The sequence below is a fragment of the Kitasatospora sp. GP82 genome, from assembly GCF_029892105.1.
GTDB lineage: Bacteria > Actinomycetota > Actinomycetes > Streptomycetales > Streptomycetaceae > Kitasatospora.
The window spans coordinates 19989-38970 of sequence record NZ_JARZAJ010000054.1; the positions used below are offsets into that span (position 1 = coordinate 19989).

At 69.4% G+C, this 18982-nt stretch carries 13 protein-coding genes; 2 read left to right on the forward strand and 11 right to left on the reverse strand.

Going from position 1 to position 18982, the window contains the following annotated elements; genetic code table 11:
• The first annotated feature begins 7 nt into the window (after positions 1–7).
• Positions 8–424, forward strand: coding sequence for a VOC family protein (locus P3T39_RS33095; protein ID WP_280702959.1), 417 nt, complete (start codon positions 8–10; stop codon positions 422–424).
• 9 nt (positions 425–433) lie between these two features.
• Here P3T39_RS33095 and P3T39_RS33100 read toward each other — a convergent pair whose 3' ends face one another.
• From P3T39_RS33100 to P3T39_RS33120, 5 genes are all read right to left on the reverse strand, one after another.
• Positions 434–3235 carry an NHLP bacteriocin export ABC transporter permease/ATPase subunit gene (locus P3T39_RS33100; protein WP_280702977.1) on the reverse strand — a complete coding sequence of 934 codons (2802 nt, stop codon included), beginning with the start codon at positions 3233–3235 and terminating at the stop codon, positions 434–436.
• Positions 3236–3299: 64 nt separating this feature from the next.
• Complete coding sequence (locus tag P3T39_RS33105; RefSeq protein ID WP_280702965.1) at positions 3300–5525, reverse strand: NHLP family bacteriocin export ABC transporter peptidase/permease/ATPase subunit; 2226 nt, start codon at positions 5523–5525, stop codon at positions 3300–3302.
• Entirely contained in the window at positions 5522–6328 is an 807-nt protein-coding gene (locus tag P3T39_RS33110; RefSeq protein WP_280702966.1) for an HlyD family efflux transporter periplasmic adaptor subunit, read from the reverse strand. The genes P3T39_RS33105 and P3T39_RS33110 overlap by 4 nt, the downstream gene beginning before the upstream one ends.
• A gap of 179 nt (positions 6329–6507) precedes the next feature.
• Positions 6508–6738 (reverse strand): hypothetical protein, encoded by a 231-nt coding sequence (locus P3T39_RS33115; RefSeq protein WP_280702967.1) that lies wholly within the window; start codon positions 6736–6738, stop codon positions 6508–6510.
• A 393-nt stretch (positions 6739–7131) separates the two neighbouring features.
• Positions 7132–7449, reverse strand: a complete 318-nt coding sequence (locus tag P3T39_RS33120; RefSeq protein WP_348534417.1) for a hypothetical protein — start codon at positions 7447–7449, stop codon at positions 7132–7134.
• A 282-nt stretch (positions 7450–7731) separates the two neighbouring features.
• Here P3T39_RS33120 and P3T39_RS33125 point away from each other — a divergent pair, with 282 nt between their 5' ends.
• Complete coding sequence (locus P3T39_RS33125) at positions 7732–9111, forward strand: amino acid permease (RefSeq protein WP_280702968.1); 1380 nt, start codon at positions 7732–7734, stop codon at positions 9109–9111.
• A 262-nt stretch (positions 9112–9373) separates the two neighbouring features.
• Here P3T39_RS33125 and P3T39_RS33130 read toward each other — a convergent pair whose 3' ends face one another.
• The 6 genes from P3T39_RS33130 to dnaE all read right to left on the reverse strand — a co-directional run bounded on the left by P3T39_RS33130 (position 9374) and on the right by dnaE (position 18605).
• Positions 9374–10738, reverse strand: coding sequence for an MFS transporter (locus P3T39_RS33130; protein WP_280702969.1), 1365 nt, complete (start codon positions 10736–10738; stop codon positions 9374–9376).
• 255 nt (positions 10739–10993) lie between these two features.
• Positions 10994–12214, reverse strand: coding sequence for a beta-ketoacyl-[acyl-carrier-protein] synthase family protein (locus P3T39_RS33135; protein ID WP_280702970.1), 1221 nt, complete (start codon positions 12212–12214; stop codon positions 10994–10996).
• Positions 12214–12489, reverse strand: coding sequence for a phosphopantetheine-binding protein (locus P3T39_RS33140; RefSeq protein ID WP_280702971.1), 276 nt, complete (start codon positions 12487–12489; stop codon positions 12214–12216). Before P3T39_RS33140 ends, P3T39_RS33135 begins: the two co-directional genes overlap by 1 nt.
• Positions 12490–12882: 393 nt before the next feature.
• Complete coding sequence (locus tag P3T39_RS33145) at positions 12883–13716, reverse strand: GNAT family N-acetyltransferase (protein WP_280702972.1); 834 nt, start codon at positions 13714–13716, stop codon at positions 12883–12885.
• Between the two features lie 10 nt (positions 13717–13726).
• On the reverse strand, positions 13727–13918 hold the full coding sequence (locus P3T39_RS33150) for a hypothetical protein (protein WP_280702973.1): 192 nt from the start codon (positions 13916–13918) through the stop codon (positions 13727–13729).
• A gap of 1132 nt (positions 13919–15050) precedes the next feature.
• Positions 15051–18605, reverse strand: coding sequence for a DNA polymerase III subunit alpha (dnaE, locus tag P3T39_RS33155; RefSeq protein ID WP_280702974.1), 3555 nt, complete (start codon positions 18603–18605; stop codon positions 15051–15053).
• Between the last annotated feature and the right edge of the window lie 377 nt (positions 18606–18982).

Here is an 18982-nt window from a genome sequence, read left to right on the forward strand (position 1 = left end):
CGCCGACATGACGGCCGACATAATCGACTTGCAGCTCGCCATCCGCATCGCCCGTCCGGTCCTGGACCTGGACGCCAGCGAGGACTTCTACGTCCGGGGCCTGGGCCTCGCCCTGCTCGGCCGGGTCGCGGGGGACCCGGCCGCCGGCGAGCGCGATCTGCTGATGGTGGGTCCCTCCGGCGGCTTCTGGCACCTGGAACTCACCGCGAGCAGCACCGACCCGGTACAGCCCACCCCCACCCCCGAGGACCTGCTCGTCGTCTACCTCGGCCGCTCGGCGCCGGAGGAGGCGATCGCCCGGGCGGTCCGGCACGGCGGCACCGTCGTCGCCTCGCACAACCCGTACTGGGACCGCTGGGGCATCACCCTGGCCGACCCGGACGGCTACCGCGTCGTCCTCACCGAACGGACCTGGAAGTCGTAGCGACCGCGGTCACCGGATCTGGCGGCGGACCAGCTCGTGGAACACGCCGCCCGTGTCGGCGAGGAGTTCGGCCGGTGGCCCCTGCTGGATGACCCGGCCCTCCGACATGACGATCACACGGTCGGCGTCCATGACGGTGGACAGCCGGTGCGCGATGACGATGCGGGTGGAGCGCAGCTTGCGGGTGCTCTCGATCACGACGCGCTGGGTCTCGTTGTCCAGCGCACTGGTGGCCTCGTCGAAGAAGAGGACGCGCGGGTGCCTGATGAGGGCCTGAGCGATCATCAGGCGTTGCCGCTGTCCACCGGACACGGTGCCGCCGCCGTCGGAGAGCACGGTGTGCATGCCCATCGGCATGCGCTTGATGTCCTCGGCCAGACCGGCCATCTCGGCAGCCTCCCAGGCCTCTTCCAGGGAGAACATCTCGGCGCCGCAGATGCTGTCCAGGATGGAGCCGGTGAACGGCTGTGCGTTCTGCAGGACGACTCCGCACTGACGCCGGACGGCTGACTGGTCCAGGGCCGCCAGGTCCTGGCCGTCGTAGAGCACGTTGCCCGAGGCCGGTCGGTCGAAGCCGATGAGCAGCCGGAGCAGGGTCGACTTGCCGCAGCCGCTGGCCCCGACGATCGCGACGAACTCGCCCGGCAGCACCTGGAACGACACATTGTCGAGGACCAGCGGCCCGTCCTCGGCGTACCGGTACGACAGCTGCCTGACCTCGATCCCGCCGGACAGGGTGCCGGGCTGGGTGCTCCCGCCGCGGACCTCGGGGACCTCCTGGAGCACCGGCTTGATCTGCTCGAACATCGGCAGGACGGAGGCGGCCGAAATCAGCGCACCGGTGAGCTGCGTCGCCGAGCTCAGCATCATCGTCACGGCGGTGTTGAAGGTGAGGAAGCTGCTTGCCGACAGGCTCCCGCGGGCCGGTCCTGCGAGCAGCACGAACATCACCAGCGTGCAGAAGGGCAGATAGACCGCGTTGAGGACGGTGATCAGGTTCTTGATCCGGCCCACCCGCTGCTGCAACTCGCGGCTGCGGGCGAACTCGCCCGCCCAGGCGGCGTAGGCGAAGCTCTCCGCCGCGGCGACGCGCAGTTTGGGCAGTCCGCGCAGCGTCTGGAAGGCCTGGTTGTTGAGCCTGTTGGAGAGCTTGAGCAACCGGCGCTGCCACCGCAGTTGCCACAGACCCATACCGAGGAACACCGAAGCGATGACGATCAGCATGGCGACCGCCGTCAGTGCCAGCGGGACGCTGTAGCACAGCAGCAGGACGAGGTTCACCGTGCCGACCGTGCCGGCCTGAACGGTCACCGAGGTGATGCCGGACAGCACGCGGCGCATCGCGCTGATGCCCATGGCCGCGCTCGCCAGTTCTCCGGTGGAGCGCTCGGCGAAGAACTTCGTCGGCAGGCGCAGCAGCCGGTCCCAGACGGCGGGTTGGAGGGTGGCTTCGACACGTCCTTCCATGCGCAGGATGGAGATGTTCTGCAGCAGCATGAAGGCGGCGGAGACGACGGTGGTGGCCACGATCGCCAGCGAGGTCTGGACGATGAGACCGTTCTCGGCGTTCGGTACGTAGGCGCCGAGAACCTGTCCGGTCGCGATCGGCACCAGGGCACCGAGACCGACCGCGACCAGGCCGCCCAGGATCAGGTTCCGCAGGTCCGCACCGGTGCCGCGCAGACTGAAGCGGAGCAACCGCCAGGCGGACATCGGCTGTTCCGGCAGCGGTCGGTAGAACATGACCGCGCGGGGCTCGAACTCGTCCGCGTTCGCCGCGCCGACCGCCGTCCGCCTGCCGCTCCTGGGTTCCACCGCCTCGTACCTGCCACGGCGCCACAGCAAGGCGACCGGGGCTCCGCTCGCGGCCCGGTGACCGAGCAGGGGACCGGCGTTCTCCTGCCACCAGCGCTCGCCCAGCCCGACCACACGGGTACGGAAGCGCGAGCTCAACGCGATGCGCTCGACCGGGTTCAACCGGTCGTTCAACGAGCCGCCGTCCACGGGCGCCGAGACCTGGATCCCGGCCGCCTCGCCGACCCGGCGGCAGGCGGCGAGTGTGGCGTCGTCACCTCCCGCGGCCCGACCGGGTGTCGCCCTCGTCGACCTGCCCGGCCTGTCGGAGCTGTCGATGGAGGCCAGCAGCGCCTGATCCGCCTGCGCACGGACGGCTTCGCCGGCCCTGATTCCGGCCGCCGTCCGGTCCTCGTGCGTGCGCTCCAGCTGCTCGATCCAGCGGTCCAGTGCGAACAGCAGCCGTGACTGCTGGTCGACCATACGCTGCCACATGGCGCCGTCGATGAGCAGGTCCCAGGCCGCCCCCTGGTCGAACGGGGCGCCGTACTGCAGGCTGCCGGGGTCAACCGGCATCCACAGGATGCCGTCGTCGGCCGGTTCACAGGCGCCCACCGACCCGTCCATGGACGGTTCGAACAGGATCCGCAGGCCGCGTCCGACGCCTCGGGCGAACGCGTCCTCCAGCGGGCCGAGGACCGCTTCGTGGCCGCCAGGCGACCACTGTTCGCCGTACTGGTACTCGTACTCGGGCCTGACCAGCTCCCTGAACTGGATCCGGCGCAGCACGCACCCCTGCAAGGGCCTGCCGACGAGGGTGTGCTGCGGGCCCGCGACCGGGCCGAGCAGCAGGGCTCCCGTTTCGAGCCGGCCGAGGAAGTGCCAGCGCCCCTCGCTGACGGCGTCGACCGCGAAGAGGTCCATCGCGCCGCCCGCGACCAGCCACAGCACCTGGGGCCCTTCCAGCGGCAGGCTGCGCGTGTTCGCGCAGTCGACCACGGTGCCCAGGCCGCCCATGGCGCCGACCACCAGGTCGCCGCCCTGGGCATCGGTGACCACGGGGTGGTGAACGGATGTCACGTCAATGCTCCCTGACCAACTCGGCGTACGGCCCCCCGGCAGCGACCAGGTCCTCGTGGCGCCCGCGCTCCACGACCCTGCCGTGGTCCAGCACGACGATCTCGTCGCTGTCGCGCACCGTGCTCAGCCGGTGCGCGATCACGACACAGGCGCAGCCGTGCCGCCGCAGGTTGTCGATGATCACCTGCTCGGTCTCGGCGTCCAGGGCACTGGTCACCTCGTCGAGGACCAGGACGCTGGGCCGGCGGACGAGCGCCCGGGCGATCTCCAGACGTTGCCGCTGGCCACCGGAGAAGTTGTGGCCGTCCTGCTCCACCCGGCTGTGGATACCGCCGGGACGTCTGGAGACCACGTCGTAGACGGCGGCGTCCTTGAGGGCTGCGACGACGGCCTCGTCCGGTATCGACGGATCCCACAGCGCCACGTTGTCGCGGACGGTGCCCTCGAAGAGGAAGACGTCCTGGTCGACGAACGAGACCGAGGCGGACAGCGCACTGCGGGGGATCTCCTCCAGCCGCTGCCCGTCGATGCGGATCGCACCCTCCCACGGGCTGTAGAGGCCCGAGATCAGCCGGGACACGGTGGACTTGCCGCTGCCGGACCCGCCGACCAGCGCGACCTGCTGGCCCGGGCCGACCGAAAGCGAGAAGTCGGTGAGCAGCGGTTGGTCGAGCGGGCTGTACCCGAAGGTGACGTTGTCCAGCGTCACATGGCCCCGGAGCCTGCGGGTGCTCGCGGTCGGCTCGCGCCGCGAGTACCGCGAGTCCACCGGGAAGTTCTCGACGTCCTTGAGCCTTGAGACGTCGGCGGCGAAGTCCTGGATCCGGCCGGCCACGCCGTTCAGCCGGGTGACCGGCGCGGTGAAGCTGGTCACCAGCGCCTGGAAGGCCACCAGCAGGCCGATGGAGATATGGCCCTCCACCGCCCGCAGCCCGCCGATCAGAAGGATCAGTGCGCTGTTCAGTGCCGCCAGGGTGGGCGCGACGACGGACAGCACCGCGCTCGGCACGCCGAGTCGCTGCTGCCCGTCCAGGGTGGTCGCGTGCTGGCCGGCCCAGCGGCGGAAGTACCCGTTCTCGCCCCCGGTCGCCTTCATCGTCTCGATCAGCTGGAGCCCGCTGTACGAGGTGTTGGTCAGCCGGGCGCTGTCCGCGTGCAGCCGTTGGGTACCGGCGGCCCGGATGCGCACCACCACCCGCATCGCTGCCACGTTGAGCAGGGCGATCAGCACTCCGACGAGGGTCAGCTGCGGGTCGTAGGTCCACAGCAGGACGGCATAGAGGACCACCACCACGGCGTCCACGCCGGCGGCGGCGAGGTCCCGCGCCAGGGTCTCGGACACCGCGTCGTTGGACTGCAGGCGCTGGACGAGATCGGCCGGGTTGCGCTGGGCGAAGAACGTGACGGGCAGTCTGAGCAGATGTCGCAGGAACCGGGCGCTGCTCAGCGTGGACGAGATGATGCGCCCCCGCAGGAGATTCGCCTGTTGCAGACCGGTCAGCACGGCGGTCAGCAGCACCAGGGCGGCCATCGAGGCGAAGAGCACCGGCAGCAGTGACGTCTGACTGCCCGGCAGGCCGTTCCCGATCAGAAACGTGTCGATGTACGTACGGCTCACCGCCGGTGCGGCCGCGCCGACGGCGACGAGCAGGAAGCTGGCGGTCAATGCGGCCAGCATCGTGCCGGTGGTTCCGCGCAGCCGTGCCGGAAGGGCCCGCACGATGCCCGGCCGCCGGCCGCCCCGGCGGAACGAACTGCCGGGCTCGAAGGTCAGCACGACGCCGGTGAAGCTGGTGTCGAACTCCTCGGGCGACACGAATCGGCGGCCCCGGGCCGGGTCGTTGAGGTGCACCCCTTTTCGGCCGAAGCGCCGCCCCATCCCGTCGAAGACGACGAAGTGGTTGAACTCCCAGAACAGGATGGCCGGTGCCCGCACCCCCGCCAGGGCGGCCGGTTCCATCTGCATGCCCTTGGCGTCGAGGCCGTACGTGCGCGCGGCCTTGAGCACATTGCTGGCCCTGGAGCCGTCGCGGGAGACACCGCAGGCGATCCGCAGCTCCTCGAGGGGCACATGCCGCTTGTGGTGACCGAGCACCATCGCCAGGGCGGCGGCACCGCACTCCACGGCTTCCATCTGGAGAACGGTGGGGCTGCGGACGGCTCTCTGCTGCTTCTGCTTCTGCTTCCTTCGCGTCGGTGCCGGTGCCGGCCTGTGCTGCGCGGTCAAGGAAGGACCCAATCAATCGGATGCTGCGCGGCCAGATGGATGGCACCACTGACCAGGGTCGTGGAACCGATCGGGTACGGCGGGCCGTTGGCCGACGACCAGGTGTATCCGGATTTCGTGCCGGCCGACCGGTCCAGTTGGACCACGACCGCCACCGCCTGGCCCTGCGCCGAGAACTGCTCGCCCAACTGGCTGTCCCCGAGGAAACCGGTGATCTGCTGCCGCGTCTGGGGCACCCGGCCGACCGCTCTGACGTGGCCTCGCAGGACACCGAACTGCTGCGCCGGCACCGACGAGACGGTCAGCTCCACCGGAGTACCCACCGGCACCGTGGATCCGCTGCCGCTCGGCACGTACAGCAGTGCCACGAGCGGGTCGTCGGCGTGGTCGATGCGTTCCACGGTCGCCAGGTCCGCCCCGGTGGCGACCACCGCACCGACCTTGGCCGACAGCGTGGTCAGACGCCCGGCGGCCACCGTGCGTACGGTCTCGGCAGCCTGGCCCGTGCGCACGCTCAGCAGGGGTGCGCCGACCGGCAGCATGTCGCCCTCGTTGGCGAACACGGCGGTGATCTGGCCGGCGACCGGGCTCTGCAGGACGTAACTGCCCTCCGCATGGGTCAGGATCCCGGGTGCATTCAGCTTGGACAGCACCGAGCCGGTCACGGCCCAGAAGCATGCGACGGCCATGACGAACGCCGTCACAGTCAGTACGAGCCAGCCCTGCGGCCGGGCGAAGCGCACCGGCATATCGAGCTCTTCGGGCGATTGCAGCTTGGAAAGCGCCTTCTGGCGGAACTGCACGGAACTATTCCTTCGACTGCATTCGTCGGCATTCTTCTGCCGGTGACAGCCATGGACCCCGGAACGGGGAGATCCGGGGTCCATGGCCGACCCGCTGCCATTTGATATCCACTAGTGATATGCAGCGCGGCGGGTCGGGTAATGCTCGTGGCTATGACGCCTCGTGGCAAATGCCGCGATCAGAGACCGAGACCGGAGGTCTGCACGCCGGCGAGACCGGTGACCTGCGAGACCAGGCCGGTCGCAACGGGAACAATGGACTCGACCGTCCCGACGACGTCGCCCACGTGGACACCGGCGTGGATGCCGAGGGCGGACACGCCGACGCCGGCGAGACCACCGGAAATGTTGTCCAGCTCGTTGTCGGCGATCTCGCGGGTCTCGACCTGGGAGGTGAAGTCGTTACGCATGAGGTGCGTTTCCCTTCATAGCTCTGATTGTTTCTGAATGGTGTCGGCCGGCTCGGCGGCATGCCGATCCGGCCGGGTCAACGGTCGCCTGGCGCCCCGAAAATCGGAAACGCGTTCAACAACTCCCGCTTGGCTCGAAATACAACCATGTCGGCAGGATGCCCGTCCAGCCGGGACACCGGCTGTTTCGGTGAACGTTTGCGGCATTGCAATCCGCCGCCGTGCAGTATTGTCCACCGGATTGTGACGACTTCTTCACGGAATAGCAGTGACAAATTCCGTGGACCGGCCCACGGCGGCCGGGTGCGGCCTGCGCCCCCTTTTGCCACCGCCTCATCGGGCGCCGGTCGTGTTCGCCGCTTGGTCACACGGGCATCACCGATGGCCGGGTCGTCAGGTGCGTCGACGCGTTCCGGGCAGCGCGGTGTCCCAGTCGAGGAGTTGCAGCAGTTCCTCGTCCACGCGCGAGGCGGGGCGTTCGGAGTCCCGTACCTGCGGTCCGTCGGTGCCGGGCGGACGGGGCCGGTCCGTGGTCCTGCTCGCGGTGAGTTGGGCGCTCACCGTGATGTTCCGTTCGACGCGGGGTCTGCGGTGCCGTTCGTAGGAGTCCAGCGCCGCGGCGGGCGTGTCCGCGTCGCGCAGCGCCTTGGCCAGCACCACGGCGTCCTCGAGTGCCATCGAGGCGCCCTGGCCGCCGTTGCCGCGGATCATGGTGATGCAGCCGGAGCCCGTTCTCCGTGCCGGGCCGGATGATGAGGAGACGCCGTCGCCGGCCGAACTGACAGTGGGGCAGGCCGTGCCGGTGGTGCCAGTGGTGCACGTGGGGTGATGCAGGACGAGCGCCGGTCCGGGTGCCGCGTCGCCGGAAGTTTTGCGGCGGCGAATCGGGCTGGCTGAACAAATCCTGTCGATTTGGTACAAGGTGGCGCCTAAGCGACCATTGGCGTCCGCTCCACAGAGCGCGAGCAGGATCAGGAAAGGCGCACCACCCTCATGCAGACCAGTCCGGCCGTACCCCGGCAGGCAGCCGAATCCAGCACACCGGACAGCACGGAGGGGGCCGCGCCGTCGGGCCGCCAGGGCCGCCGCTTCGGTCTGCCGACCGCCACCGCCCTGGTCATGGGCAACATCATCGGCGGCGGCATCTTCATGCTCCCCGCAGCCGTCGCGCCGTACGGGACGGTCAGCCTGCTCTCCTTCGCCGTACTGACGGTGGGGGCCATCGCGCTCGCGCTGGTCTTCGGGAAGCTCGCGCGGCGGAACCCGCGCACCGGCGGTCCGTACGTCTACGCCCGCGAGGCCTTCGGTGACTTCGCCGGGTTCCTGTCGGCCTGGTCGTACTGGATCACCACCTGGGTCAGCAATGCCGCGCTCGCGGTGGCCGCTGTCGGGTACCTCGACGTTCTGCTGCCCATCCAGCACTCCACCTGGCTCACCATCGCCGCGGCCCTGACCGTCCAGTGGCTGCCCGCGTTGGCGAACCTGGCGGGTACCCGTTACGTGGGTGCCGTGCAACTGGTCTCCACCGTCCTGAAGTTCATCCCGCTGGCACTGGTCGCGATCGGTGGCCTCGGCTTCTTCGACCCGGCCAACCTCGGCCCCTTCGACGCCTCCGGCCACGGCTGGCTCGGTGGGATGACGGCCGCCGCGGCGATCCTGCTCTTCAGCTACCTGGGCGTGGAGTCCGCCGCGATGAGCGCGGGCGAGGTCCGTGACCCGCAGCGCAACGTGGGCCGGGCCAGTGTGCTCGGGACCGCCGGTGCGGCGGTGGTCTATCTGCTCGGCACACTCGCCGTCTTCGGCACGGTCGCGCACGACAGGCTCGTCCACTCCACCGCACCCTTCTCCGACGCCGTCAACGCCATGTTCGGCGGCTCGTGGGGCGGCACGGCCATCGCCGTCGCCGCGCTGGTGTCGATGGCCGGAGCACTCAACGGCTGGACCCTGCTGGCCGCTCAGGCGCCGTACGCCGCCGCACAGGACGGGCTCTTCCCGGCCGTCTTCGCCACCAAGCGCCGCGGGGTCCCGGTCTTCGGCGTCCTGATCAGCGTCGCGCTGGCGTCGCTGCTGACCGTCCTGAACTTCGCCTCCGGCGCCAAGGGCGCGTTCGACATCCTGGTGCTGGTCACCACCTTCACCGCCACCGTCCCGTATCTGCTGTCCACCGCCGCGCAGCTCTACTGGCTGGTGCGCGGCGAGCAGGGCAAGGTGGCCCCTGGCCGCCTCGCCAGGGATGCCGCCCTCGGCCTCGGCGCCTTCGGCTTCTCCCTGTGGCTGGTCGCCGGCGCCGGCTACGCGGCCGTCTACCAGGGCGTGCTGTTCCTCTTCGCCGGGATCCTGGTCTACGTCTGGATGGCCGGCCGCAAGGCCTGACGGCCGGTCGGTCCGCGTCGGGGCCTCCGCCGGCGCCGGGGGGGCTTGCGGCCCGTGCGGCCCGTGCGGTGTGCGGGAAGCCGGGCCGCACTTGCCGATCACGATGGTCGCGGCGCTGGTGCCAGGTCCGGCAGCGCAGCGCCGCGACCCCCCGGGGCGAGAGGCTGACCCGGCTCTGGGCCGCCCCGGTCCCGGATAGCTCGGCGTGTTTCAAGTCCCTTGTGGGAGTGGAGTGTTCAATCGTTCGGGTATGGCTGGCGGGCTATGACACCGCCACCCGCTCCCGCTGGGCGGCCGAAGGGGTGGCGGCCGCCGCTCCCAGTGCGACGCCCTTGGTCTCCTCGGCCCACAGGACGCACACCGCGAGCCCGAGCGCGGTGACCCCGGCGGCGATCAGCATGGTCGGGCCGGTGCCGAGCCCGGTGAGGGAGAGCGGCAGCAGGTAGGTGCCCACCGCCGCGCCGACCCGGCTCACCGAGGTGGCGACCCCGACCGCCGTCGCGCGGATCTCGGTCGGGAACAGCTCGTTGGGGTAGGTCCAGTCCAGTACGTTCGGGCCGCCGCACAGGAAGGCGTACGCGCACAGGGCGAGCACCGCGATCGCGGCAGGGGCGGCCGGCCAGACGCCGAGCAGCGCCAGCGGGATGATCATCAGTGCGAAGGACCAGATGATCGTGGGGCGTCGCCCCTTGACGTCGATCAGCCGCAGCGCCGGGTAGCAGCCGATCAGGAAGACCAGGCTGATCACTCCGGTGCCCAGGGTGTCCAGCATGGTGCCGCCGGGCATCCCGAAGGAGCTGAGGATCTGCGGGCCGAAGGTCAGCATCGCGAACAGCGGACCGACCTGGCAGAAGAAGAAGAGACCGCAGAACAGGGTCCGCCGACGGTAGCGCGGCGTGAGCAGCTGACGCAGCGGGCTGCCCTGGTTCCGCTCGGACTTGTCGGGCATCAGCTCGCGCCCGTTCACCCGCACCCCGAGGTGCTTCTCCACCACCGCGACGGCCTCGCCGACCCGGCCGTTGGCGGCCAGCCAGCGCGGGGACTCCGGGGTGCCGCGCCGGATCACCAGGAAGATCGCGCAGAGCACCGTCGAGCTGGCCAGCATCCAGCGCCAACTGCCCGGGCCACCGAACTCCAGGAAGAGATACCCCACCAGGTACGCCAGCACCGAGCCCGCGTACCAGGCGATGATCTGCTTGCCCAGCAGCCGACCGCGTTGCTTGGTGGGAAGCCACTCGGCGAGCAGGGAGGTGGCGATCGGGTAGTCGGCGGCGACCGCCATACCGAGTACGAAGCGCAGCGCTGTGATCGCCCACACTCCGTCCACCCAGAAGGAGAGCACCGAGCAGACGATCATCACGATCAGGTCGGCGGTGTACATCACCTCCCGGCCGATCCGGTCGGTCAGCACCCCGAACAGGGCGCCGCCGACGAACATGCCGAGCAGCGCGGCGGCGCCGATCAGGCTGACGGCGGCGGTACTCAGTCCGAGGTCGGGACGCATTCCGATCAGAGCCACGCCGACGATGCTGAGAATGTAGCCGTCGAGCAGCGGTCCGCCGGAGCAGGCCAGGGCAAGCTTTCTGTGGAAGGCGGTATACGGGGCGTTGTCGATGGTGCTGGACATTGCCGGGTCCTCCGAGCGCGCCGCCGTACAGGGGTACAGCGGCGCGCGGATGTCGAGGTCAGGTTGTCCGGGCCGGCCTCCGGGAGGCCGGCCCGCTCGTCTGCTTTTGGCAGGCGACCGTCAACTGTTGCCTCGAATCGACCCGTGAAATGCAGGCCGCAGGGCCCGAGCTGGCAGGACTTTGGTCCCGCCAAGTGGGGTCCTGCGACCCGTCGCCCGCCCAGGGGAACGTCGGAGGGAACGTCGGAGGGAACGTCAGGGGGAACGGAAGAGCAGGGCCGCGTTCTGTCCTCCGAAGCCGAAGGAGGTGCTCATCGCCGCGTTCAGTGATGACGGGCGGGGGTCGCCAGAGACGATGTCCAGGTCGATCTCGGGGTCGAGCTTGTCCAGGTTCGCCGTGGGCGGGATGGTCCGGTGTTGCAGTGTGAGCACCGTGTAGGCCGCTTCGATCGCCCCTGCCGCGCCCAGTGTGTGCCCGATCACGCTCTTGTTCGCGGTCACCGGCGGCGGTTCGCGAAACACCCGGCGCAGCGCCCGGCTCTCCGCCACATCGTTGTGCACCGTCGAGGTGCCGTGCGCGTTGATGTGGCCGATGTCGTCCGGCTCCAGCCCGGCGTCGGCCAGTGCGGTGAGCATTGCGGCCTCGGCCCCCAGCCCCTGCGGGTGCGGCGAAGTGAAGTGGTACGCGTCCGCCGAGGCCCCGTACCCCGACAGGTAGGCCCGGACCGGTGCACGCCGCTGGGCCGCGTCCGCCGCCCGCTCCAGCACCAGGACGGCTGCGCCCTCCCCGAGGACGAAGCCGCTCCGGTCCGCGTCGAAGGGGCGCGAGGCCGTCCGGGGCGGACGTCGCTGCGACAGCGCCCCCATCCGTCCGAAGAACGCGGCCGCCCCACGGGCCCGGCCGGACTCGCTGCCACCGGTGATGGCGATGTCGCAGACTCCCGCGCGCAGCAGGTCCCGTGCCACGCCGATCGCGGTCGCGCCCGAGGCGCATGCGCTGTTCGTGGTGAAGTTCGGTCCGCGGGCGCCCAGATCGAGCCCCACCTCCCCGGCGAGCATGTTCGGAACGCTGCGTGGCAGGGACAGCGGCGAGGCGTCCTCGATCCGGTCCTCCCGCAGCAGGCGGAAGGCCGTCTCGTACCGCTCCAGGCTGTTGGAGCCGACGCCGAGTACGACCGCGACTCGCTGTGACGGCCAGGTGTCCGGGTCGAGACCGGCGTCGGCGACCGCCTGCCGGGCTGCCGCCAGGCCCAGGTGGACGAAGCGGTCGAGACGCCAGCTCAGTCGGCGACCCAGGACGGCATCGGCGTCGAAGTCGGGTACGGCGCAGGAGAAGTCCACCGGCAGACCGGTCAGCAGCGGGTCCGGCGCAGCCAGCGAGCGGCCGCGCAGCAGTCCTCGCCAACTGGCCTCGACACCGGTTCCGGCCGGTGTGATCAGACCCAGGCCGGTGACGGCGATGTCCGTCCCAGGCATCACGTGCTCCCGCCCGGGTCCGTGTCCGCTCGCGCGATGGCCGTCGATTCGGCGCGCAGCCGGTCCAGTTCGGCGCCGGCGCCGGCGAGGGTGAGGTCGCCCGGCAGGTCCTGGATCCGGATGCCGTACTCCTCCTTCATGACCAGGGCCAGTTCGACCATGGCCAGCGAGTCCAGGCGCAGTTCGGTGAAGGTGACTTCGGGGCTGAGCCGTGCGGCGGGCACGCCGAGATGCCCGACCAGCTGGGTGACCAAGAGGTCGTACGCTCCGGCCATCGAGTCTGTCCTTTCGTGGAGCGGGTCAGATGTACGGGTCGCCGGAGAACCGGTCCGACCGACGTGCGAGCTGGTGAGGGATCGCGTCGTCGGGCAGTGTATTGACGGCTCCTCGGCGGGCCGGGCCAATCGCGCGCGGGTGCGTACCGTGTCGACGGGCAGTTCGGGGAGCTCCCGAACCTCGGCTACCGGATTCCGGGCGCGTACGATCCCTCGGATCGACTGCCACAGGGTGTCCTCGCCGATGTATGCGGGCAGGCCGGCCAGTCCGGTGCGTTCCACCCGGGTGATGCCGTAGCCGTACCCGGGGCGGCTCGTCCTCCAACAGGCAGGTCCTGTCACAGGACACGACCGGCACGGAGCCCGTCCCTGGCCGGCCGCCGTCCTCGCTGCTCAATCCGCGCCGGCCGCGAAGAAGTCCCAGTACCGGCGGTCGATCCGGTCCGGGGAGAGCAGGACGAACAAGTCGGCGACCTTGAAGTCGGCGTCCCATGCGGGCGGGCCGCACACCCATCCACCCATCCGCAGGTACCACCGCAGCAACGGGGGGACTGTTCCCTGGACCGCGGTGGCCCTGCCCGGGACGGCCCTGACCGCGGTGGTCTCGTCGCGCCGCCGCTCACCGTCGTGCACCGGCCACGGCACGATCGGCGTCACCCCGTAGGACGGCGGCGCCTGATGGCCTGCGCGCGCCAACTCCCAGGCGGCCGCGATCGACACCCCGTCGTCGTCCAGTGGCACGGACACACAGCCGGCCAGCCAGGACGCCGCGTGCCCCGTCCGCTCCAGATGGCGCGCCAGACCTCCCCACAGCAGCGCGAACACCGTGCCGTTGCGGTGATCGGCACGCACGCACGACCGTCCGGTCTCCACCAGCCGCTCCCGCAGGGGCATCAGGGACGTCAGATCGAACTCGCTCTCGGCATAGCATCGGCCGAACTCCGCTGCCCGTTCCGGGAGGAGCACCCGGCAGGTTCCGACAATGTCACCGGTCGCCTCGTGCCGGACGGTCACGTGATCGCACCACTCGTCGAACTCGTCGATGTCGAGCCCCTCGTCACCGTGCGGCAGCACGGCCCCCAGCTCACCTGCGAACACCTCATGGCGAAGCCGCTGCGCCCGGCGCACGTCCTCGTGGGCGCGGGTGACTGTCACCGTGTACGGAGAAGCAGTCGGCGGCGCAGCGTTTTCCGCGCGAAGACGTGGCTTTCGACAGGACTCGAGCATGGCCGCCCCACTATCCGATCTTGATCGGGCCTCGTAGCTGGCGTGCCGCCGCCGAGAACCAGCCGAGGTGGTAGCGGCCGTCGTCGACGACGAACGTGTCGCGCAACTCGAACCACCGGAGCCCCGGATGCCGATGATGCACGTCGTGCAGGTTGAAGTTGAGCGCGAAGGCTTCGAGGGGGCGCGGCAGTCGCAGGTTCATCGCCTCCAGCGGTGCGTCGAGTGGTGGAGTAGTGGTAGGCGTTGTCCGACAGGGACACCACGAGAGCCCGCCCGCCCAACGCGGCACAGAGCATCCAGGCGTTCTGACCGTAGGCCGCGAAGGCACCCGCATGGACGGCGGCGACCAACGCCGCGTCCAGCCGGAACTGGCCGAGCACTCGCTCCTGCGCCATACGCTCCAGCAGCAACCCGGCCACCGTGTCCGGCGAGTCGATCCTGCGCGCGAGGCGCCTCAGCACGGCTGCCGGCAGCAGCGCCAGCAGTACCGACGCCACCTCCGCGAGGTAGAGCCCGCCCAACAGCCGCACGTAGTACCCCGGCGCCACCCTTGCCCTCCTGGTCCTGTCGGCGTCGTAGACCTCGCTGCGCTCGCGCGGTGTGCGGCTGTAGCAGCAGGTGCCCGGCCTCGAGGATCGCGAAAGGTGCGCCGAACAGCACCGCCAGGACGCGGCCACAACTGTCGTTCCAGGAACGCTCGGTCAGCAGTGTGCCGTGGATCGCCTCGTGGACGAGTGACCAGAAAGGCGTCGTCAGGAGAACCAGCGGCGCCAGCACCCAGCCCCGGACGGTGCCGAGGTGCGGCAACCAGTGCGGCAGCAGGAACAACTGGAACAGGCCGACCGAGACGGCGGCAACGGTGAGGCACCCGGAGGCGGCCACCACACGCCAGCGGCTGTCCGGCCTCTCGCGCCCCCGGTGGGAGAACGGTTGTTGAGCGGTCTGTCGCCCAGCACGGACTGGTCGTCCGGCGCTTGTGCCGGTCATGGCGTGGGGGCCTCCAGGGACTCAAGAAGCTTCGGCACGACTCGGGCCGCTGCTCGGCGGTTCTCCCGACGACCTTGCGGTCCCTCGACGACCTTGCGCCGTCGGCCGGCAGGCTCGCCCCGCGGCCGACGACACGGGTGGCCCGATGGCGGACCACAGCTCATACTCGTCCCTGCCCCGGCACAGCGGAACGCGCCAGGACGGGTATTCACCGGAACGAGCGACCCCGGCTCGGGTGAACACCCGTCTCCGGCGGCGGCTCGCCAGCCGCCGCCCCGTCCCTGCCCGTACGTCGAGGACGTCCTCCTGCTGCCGCTGTTCGTCTGCTGCCGCCGGTCGTTCGGCGGCTACATCGTGCCGGCCCAGGAGCCGGTGCCGAGGAGTGTCTTGATGTCCGAGGCGAGGCCGTTGTCGGGGTTCACCAGGAAACCGAGCTCGTACAGGGTGTTCTTGTCCCAGTTCGTCGTCAGCAGGCGGACCGGCACGTCTCCCGGGTGGGCCTGGAGGGATCGCTTGAGCTCGGCCACCAGCTTCGGGGTGATCTTGCCGCTCGGCACGGTGATCTGCACGGGCGGCTTGGTGCCGAGCTCGGCGGAGGACATGTCCAGGGTGGTGATCTCCTGGCCGAAGATGCTCAGAGAGCCGTCGCGCTCGTTGAGCCTTCCCCTGGCCGAGATCACGTTGTCCTCGATCATCTGATCGGACATCAGGTTGTAGGTGGCGGGGAAGAACAGCACCTCGACCGAGCCGTCGCGGTCGGCGAGCGTGATGATGGCCCACGCGTTGCCCGCCTTGTTGATCCGGCGGTCCACCGCGGTGATCAGGCCGGCGAGCCTGACCTCGCCCTCGCTGCGGCCGGAGCCGAGGAGCTCGGCGATGGAGACGTCGCGGTTGCGGGACAGGAGGTGTTCGGCGCCGTCCAGCGGATGGCTGGAGACGTAGAGGCCGAGCATCTCCCGCTCCAGGCTGAGCAGTTGCTTGCGCGGCCATTCCCGGTCGGTCAGCTCGAAGTCCAGGCCGATCGTCGGGCTGCCCTCGCCGGTGTCCATGGCACCGAACAGATCGTCCTGGCCGATTGCCTGTTGCTTCTTCACCCCGGTCACGGCGTCGATCGCACTTTCGTGCACCGTGGTCAGCGAGAGCCGGGTGTGCCCGAGGGAGTCGAACGCCCCCGCCTTGATCAGTGAGTCGACGGTGCGCTTGTTGCACACCACGAGCTCGACCTTGTCCAGGAAGTCCGCGAACGAGGCGTACTTGCCCTTCTCCTTGCGGGTCTTGACCAGTGACTCGATGACCGGCACGCCGACATTGCGCACGGCCTTCAGACCGAAGCGGACGTCGCTGCCGACGGCGGTGAAGTCGACCACGGACTCGTTCACGTCCGGAGACAGGATCTTGATGCCCATCTGGCGGCACTCGGCGAGATAGACCGCCATCTTGTCCTTGTCGTCGGCCACCGAGGTCAGCAGTGCGGCCATGTACTCGGCCGGGTAGTTGGCCTTCAGATAGGCGGTCTGGTACGAGACCAGGCCGTAGGCGGCGGAGTGCGATTTGTTGAACGCGTAGCCGGCGAACGGCACGAGGACGTCCCACACGGCCTTGATGGCCTCGTCCGAGTAGCCGCGTTCGCGGCAGCCCGCCTGGAAGGGGACGAACTCCTTCTCCAGGACTTCCTTCTTCTTCTTGCCCATGGCACGGCGGAGCAGGTCTGCTTGGCCGAGGCTGTAGCCGGCCAGCACCTGGGCGGCTCGCTGCACCTGCTCCTGATAGACGATCAGACCGTACGTGGGCCCCAGGACCTCGCTCAGCGGGGCTTCCAGCTCGGGGTGGATCGGAATGATCTCCTGCTGGCCGTTCTTGCGCAGCGCGTAGTTGGTGTGCGAGTTCATGCCCATCGGGCCGGGCCGGTAGAGGGCGCTGACGGCGGAGATGTCGGCGAACTCGGTGGGCTTCATCAGCTTGAGCAGGGCGCGCATGGGGCCGCCATCGAGCTGGAACACGCCCAGGGTGTCGCCCCGGGCGAGGAGCTCGTAGGTGGTGGGGTCGTCGAGCGCGATCTTCTCGATGTCGACCTCGACACCGCGGTTGGCCTTGATGATCTTTATGGCGTGGTCGATGATGCCCAGGTTCCGCAGACCCAGGAAGTCCATCTTGATCAGGCCCATGGCTTCGCACGACGGGTAGTCGAAGCCGGTGATGATCACGCCGTCCTTGTCCCGCTTGTGCAGCGGGATCAGGTCGAGCAGCGGGGTGGAGGACAGGATGACGGCGGCCGCGTGCACACCGGTACCGCGGATCAGGCCCTCGATACCCAGGCCGGTGTCGATGATCTTCTTGACGTCCGGCTCGTTCTCGTACAGCGAGCGGATCTCGGTGCCCTCGTTGTAGCGAGGGTGGGACTCGTTGAACAGGTCCGCCAGCGGAACGCCCTTGCCCATGACGTCCGGCGGCATGGCCTTGGTGATCCGGTCGCCCATGGCGAAGGGGTAGCCCAGGATGCGGTTGGCGTCCTTGACGGCGGCCTTGGCCTTGATGGTGCCGAAGGTGTTCACCTGGGCGGTGTAGGCGGCACCGTACTTGTCGGTGACGTAGCGCACCATCTGGTCGCGCTGGCGGTCGTCGAAGTCGATGTCGACGTCCGGGGGGTTGATGCGCTCGGGGTTCAGGAACCGCTCGAACAGGAGGTCGTGCTCCAGCGGGTCGAGCTCGGTGATCCGCGTCAGGTACGCGACCATCGAGCCTGCCGCCGAGCCTCGGCCGGGGCCGACCGGGATGCCGTTGTCGCGGGCGTACTGGCAGATGTCCGCGACCACGAGGAAGTAGGCGTCGAACCCCATCGGGGTGATGACGCCCATCTCCAGCTCGATCCGGTCCAGGACCTCCTGGCTCGGGTTGTCGCCGTAGCGCACCTTCAGCCCTGTGGCGATCTTCTTCCGCAGATAGGACGCCTGGGTCTCGCCCTCGGGGACGTCGAACTGGGGCATCCGGTCGACATAGGTGAAGACCTCGTCGTACGACTCGATGCGCTCGGCGATCAGGAGGGTGTTGTCGCAGGCCTCCGGCAGTTCGCGGAACAGCTCCCGCATCTCGGCGGCGGTCTTGATGTAGTAACCGGTGCCCTGGAACTTGAAGCGGTTCGGGTCGTCCTTGTTCTTGCCCACCCCGACGCACAGGAGGCTGTCGTGCGCGTCCGCCTGGTCGGCGGTCACATAGTGGGAGTCGTTGGTCGCCAGCAGCGGGATGTTCAGCTGCTTGGCCAGCCGCAGCAGGTCCTCGCGGACGTCCTTCTCGATGGACAGGTCGTGGTCCATCAACTCCAGGAAGTAGTTCTCCTTGCCGAAGATGTCCTGGTAGGCACCGGCGGCCTTGACCGCCTCCTCGTACTGCCCCAGCCGCAGCCGGGTCTGCACCTCGCCCGAAGGGCAGCCGGTGGTGGCGATGATCCCGCTCGCGTTCGCGGCGATCAGCTCGCGGTCCATCCGGGGCTTCATGTAGTAGCCCTCCATCGACGCGAGCGAGGAGAGCTTGAACAGGTTCCGCAGACCGGTCGCGTTCTGGGCCCACATGGTCATGTGGGTGTACCGGCCACCGCCGGAGACGTCCTTGCCGCCCTCGCCGTCCGAGCTGGCCGGGCGCTGGCCGCCTGGTGACCAGAAGACCTGCTTCTTCTCGAAGCGCGAGCCCGGTGCGACGTACGCCTCGATGCCGATGATCGGCTTCACGCCGGTCTTGGCCGCCGCATGGAAGAACTCGTAGGCGCCGAACATGTTGCCGTGGTCGCTCATGGCGATGGCCGGCATGCCCTGCTTCTCGGCCTCCGCGAACAACTTGCCGTTCTTCGCCGCCCCGTCCAGCATCGAGTACTCGGTGTGTACGTGCAGATGAGCGAACGTGTCAGACACTGCGGTGAGGCTCCTTGCGGATCGGGCGCCCGGTAGGTGAAGTGCTCAACCCTAGCGGGCAGCGAAGATCGACTCGCGGGTTTGCGGACTGTCGTTCCGGTCACGCGGGATTGCGGAGCGCGGTACCGGCCGGCCGATCGCGTGCGGGGGCTCCGGGGCTCCGGAGCTCTGGGGCTCCAGCTCCAGGGGGGTTCCCGGGCGACAGCACGATCCTGACGCACACGCACGCCACGTCCGAGACACTTGACGAACCCCTGATGCTGCGGTTTGCCCTCAGCCGATGATGGGGGTAGTGTTCTCTAGTCGCTCGGCAGGGAGCACCGGACACGCATCGGCGCGGACGGTCCCGGGGTGGCCAATCCCCTGAAACACCATTT

Bases quoted from the DNA above. Each gene is read 5' to 3' on its own strand.
- P3T39_RS33095 (WP_280702959.1), top strand. From the start codon at position 8: ATGACGGCCGACATAATCGACTTGCAGCTCGCCATCCGCATCGCCCGT.
- P3T39_RS33100 (WP_280702977.1), bottom strand. From the start codon at position 3,235: ATGGGCGGCCTGGGCACCGTGGTCGACTGCGCGAACACGCGCAGCCTG.
- P3T39_RS33115 (WP_280702967.1), bottom strand. From the start codon at position 6,738: ATGCGTAACGACTTCACCTCCCAGGTCGAGACCCGCGAGATCGCCGAC.
- P3T39_RS33120 (WP_348534417.1), bottom strand. From the start codon at position 7,449: ATGATCCGCGGCAACGGCGGCCAGGGCGCCTCGATGGCACTCGAGGAC.
- P3T39_RS33125 (WP_280702968.1), top strand. From the start codon at position 7,732: ATGCAGACCAGTCCGGCCGTACCCCGGCAGGCAGCCGAATCCAGCACA.
- P3T39_RS33130 (WP_280702969.1), bottom strand. From the start codon at position 10,738: ATGTCCAGCACCATCGACAACGCCCCGTATACCGCCTTCCACAGAAAG.
- P3T39_RS33135 (WP_280702970.1), bottom strand. From the start codon at position 12,214: ATGCCTGGGACGGACATCGCCGTCACCGGCCTGGGTCTGATCACACCG.
- P3T39_RS33140 (WP_280702971.1), bottom strand. From the start codon at position 12,489: ATGGCCGGAGCGTACGACCTCTTGGTCACCCAGCTGGTCGGGCATCTC.
- P3T39_RS33145 (WP_280702972.1), bottom strand. From the start codon at position 13,716: ATGCTCGAGTCCTGTCGAAAGCCACGTCTTCGCGCGGAAAACGCTGCG.
- P3T39_RS33150 (WP_280702973.1), bottom strand. From the start codon at position 13,918: ATGAACCTGCGACTGCCGCGCCCCCTCGAAGCCTTCGCGCTCAACTTC.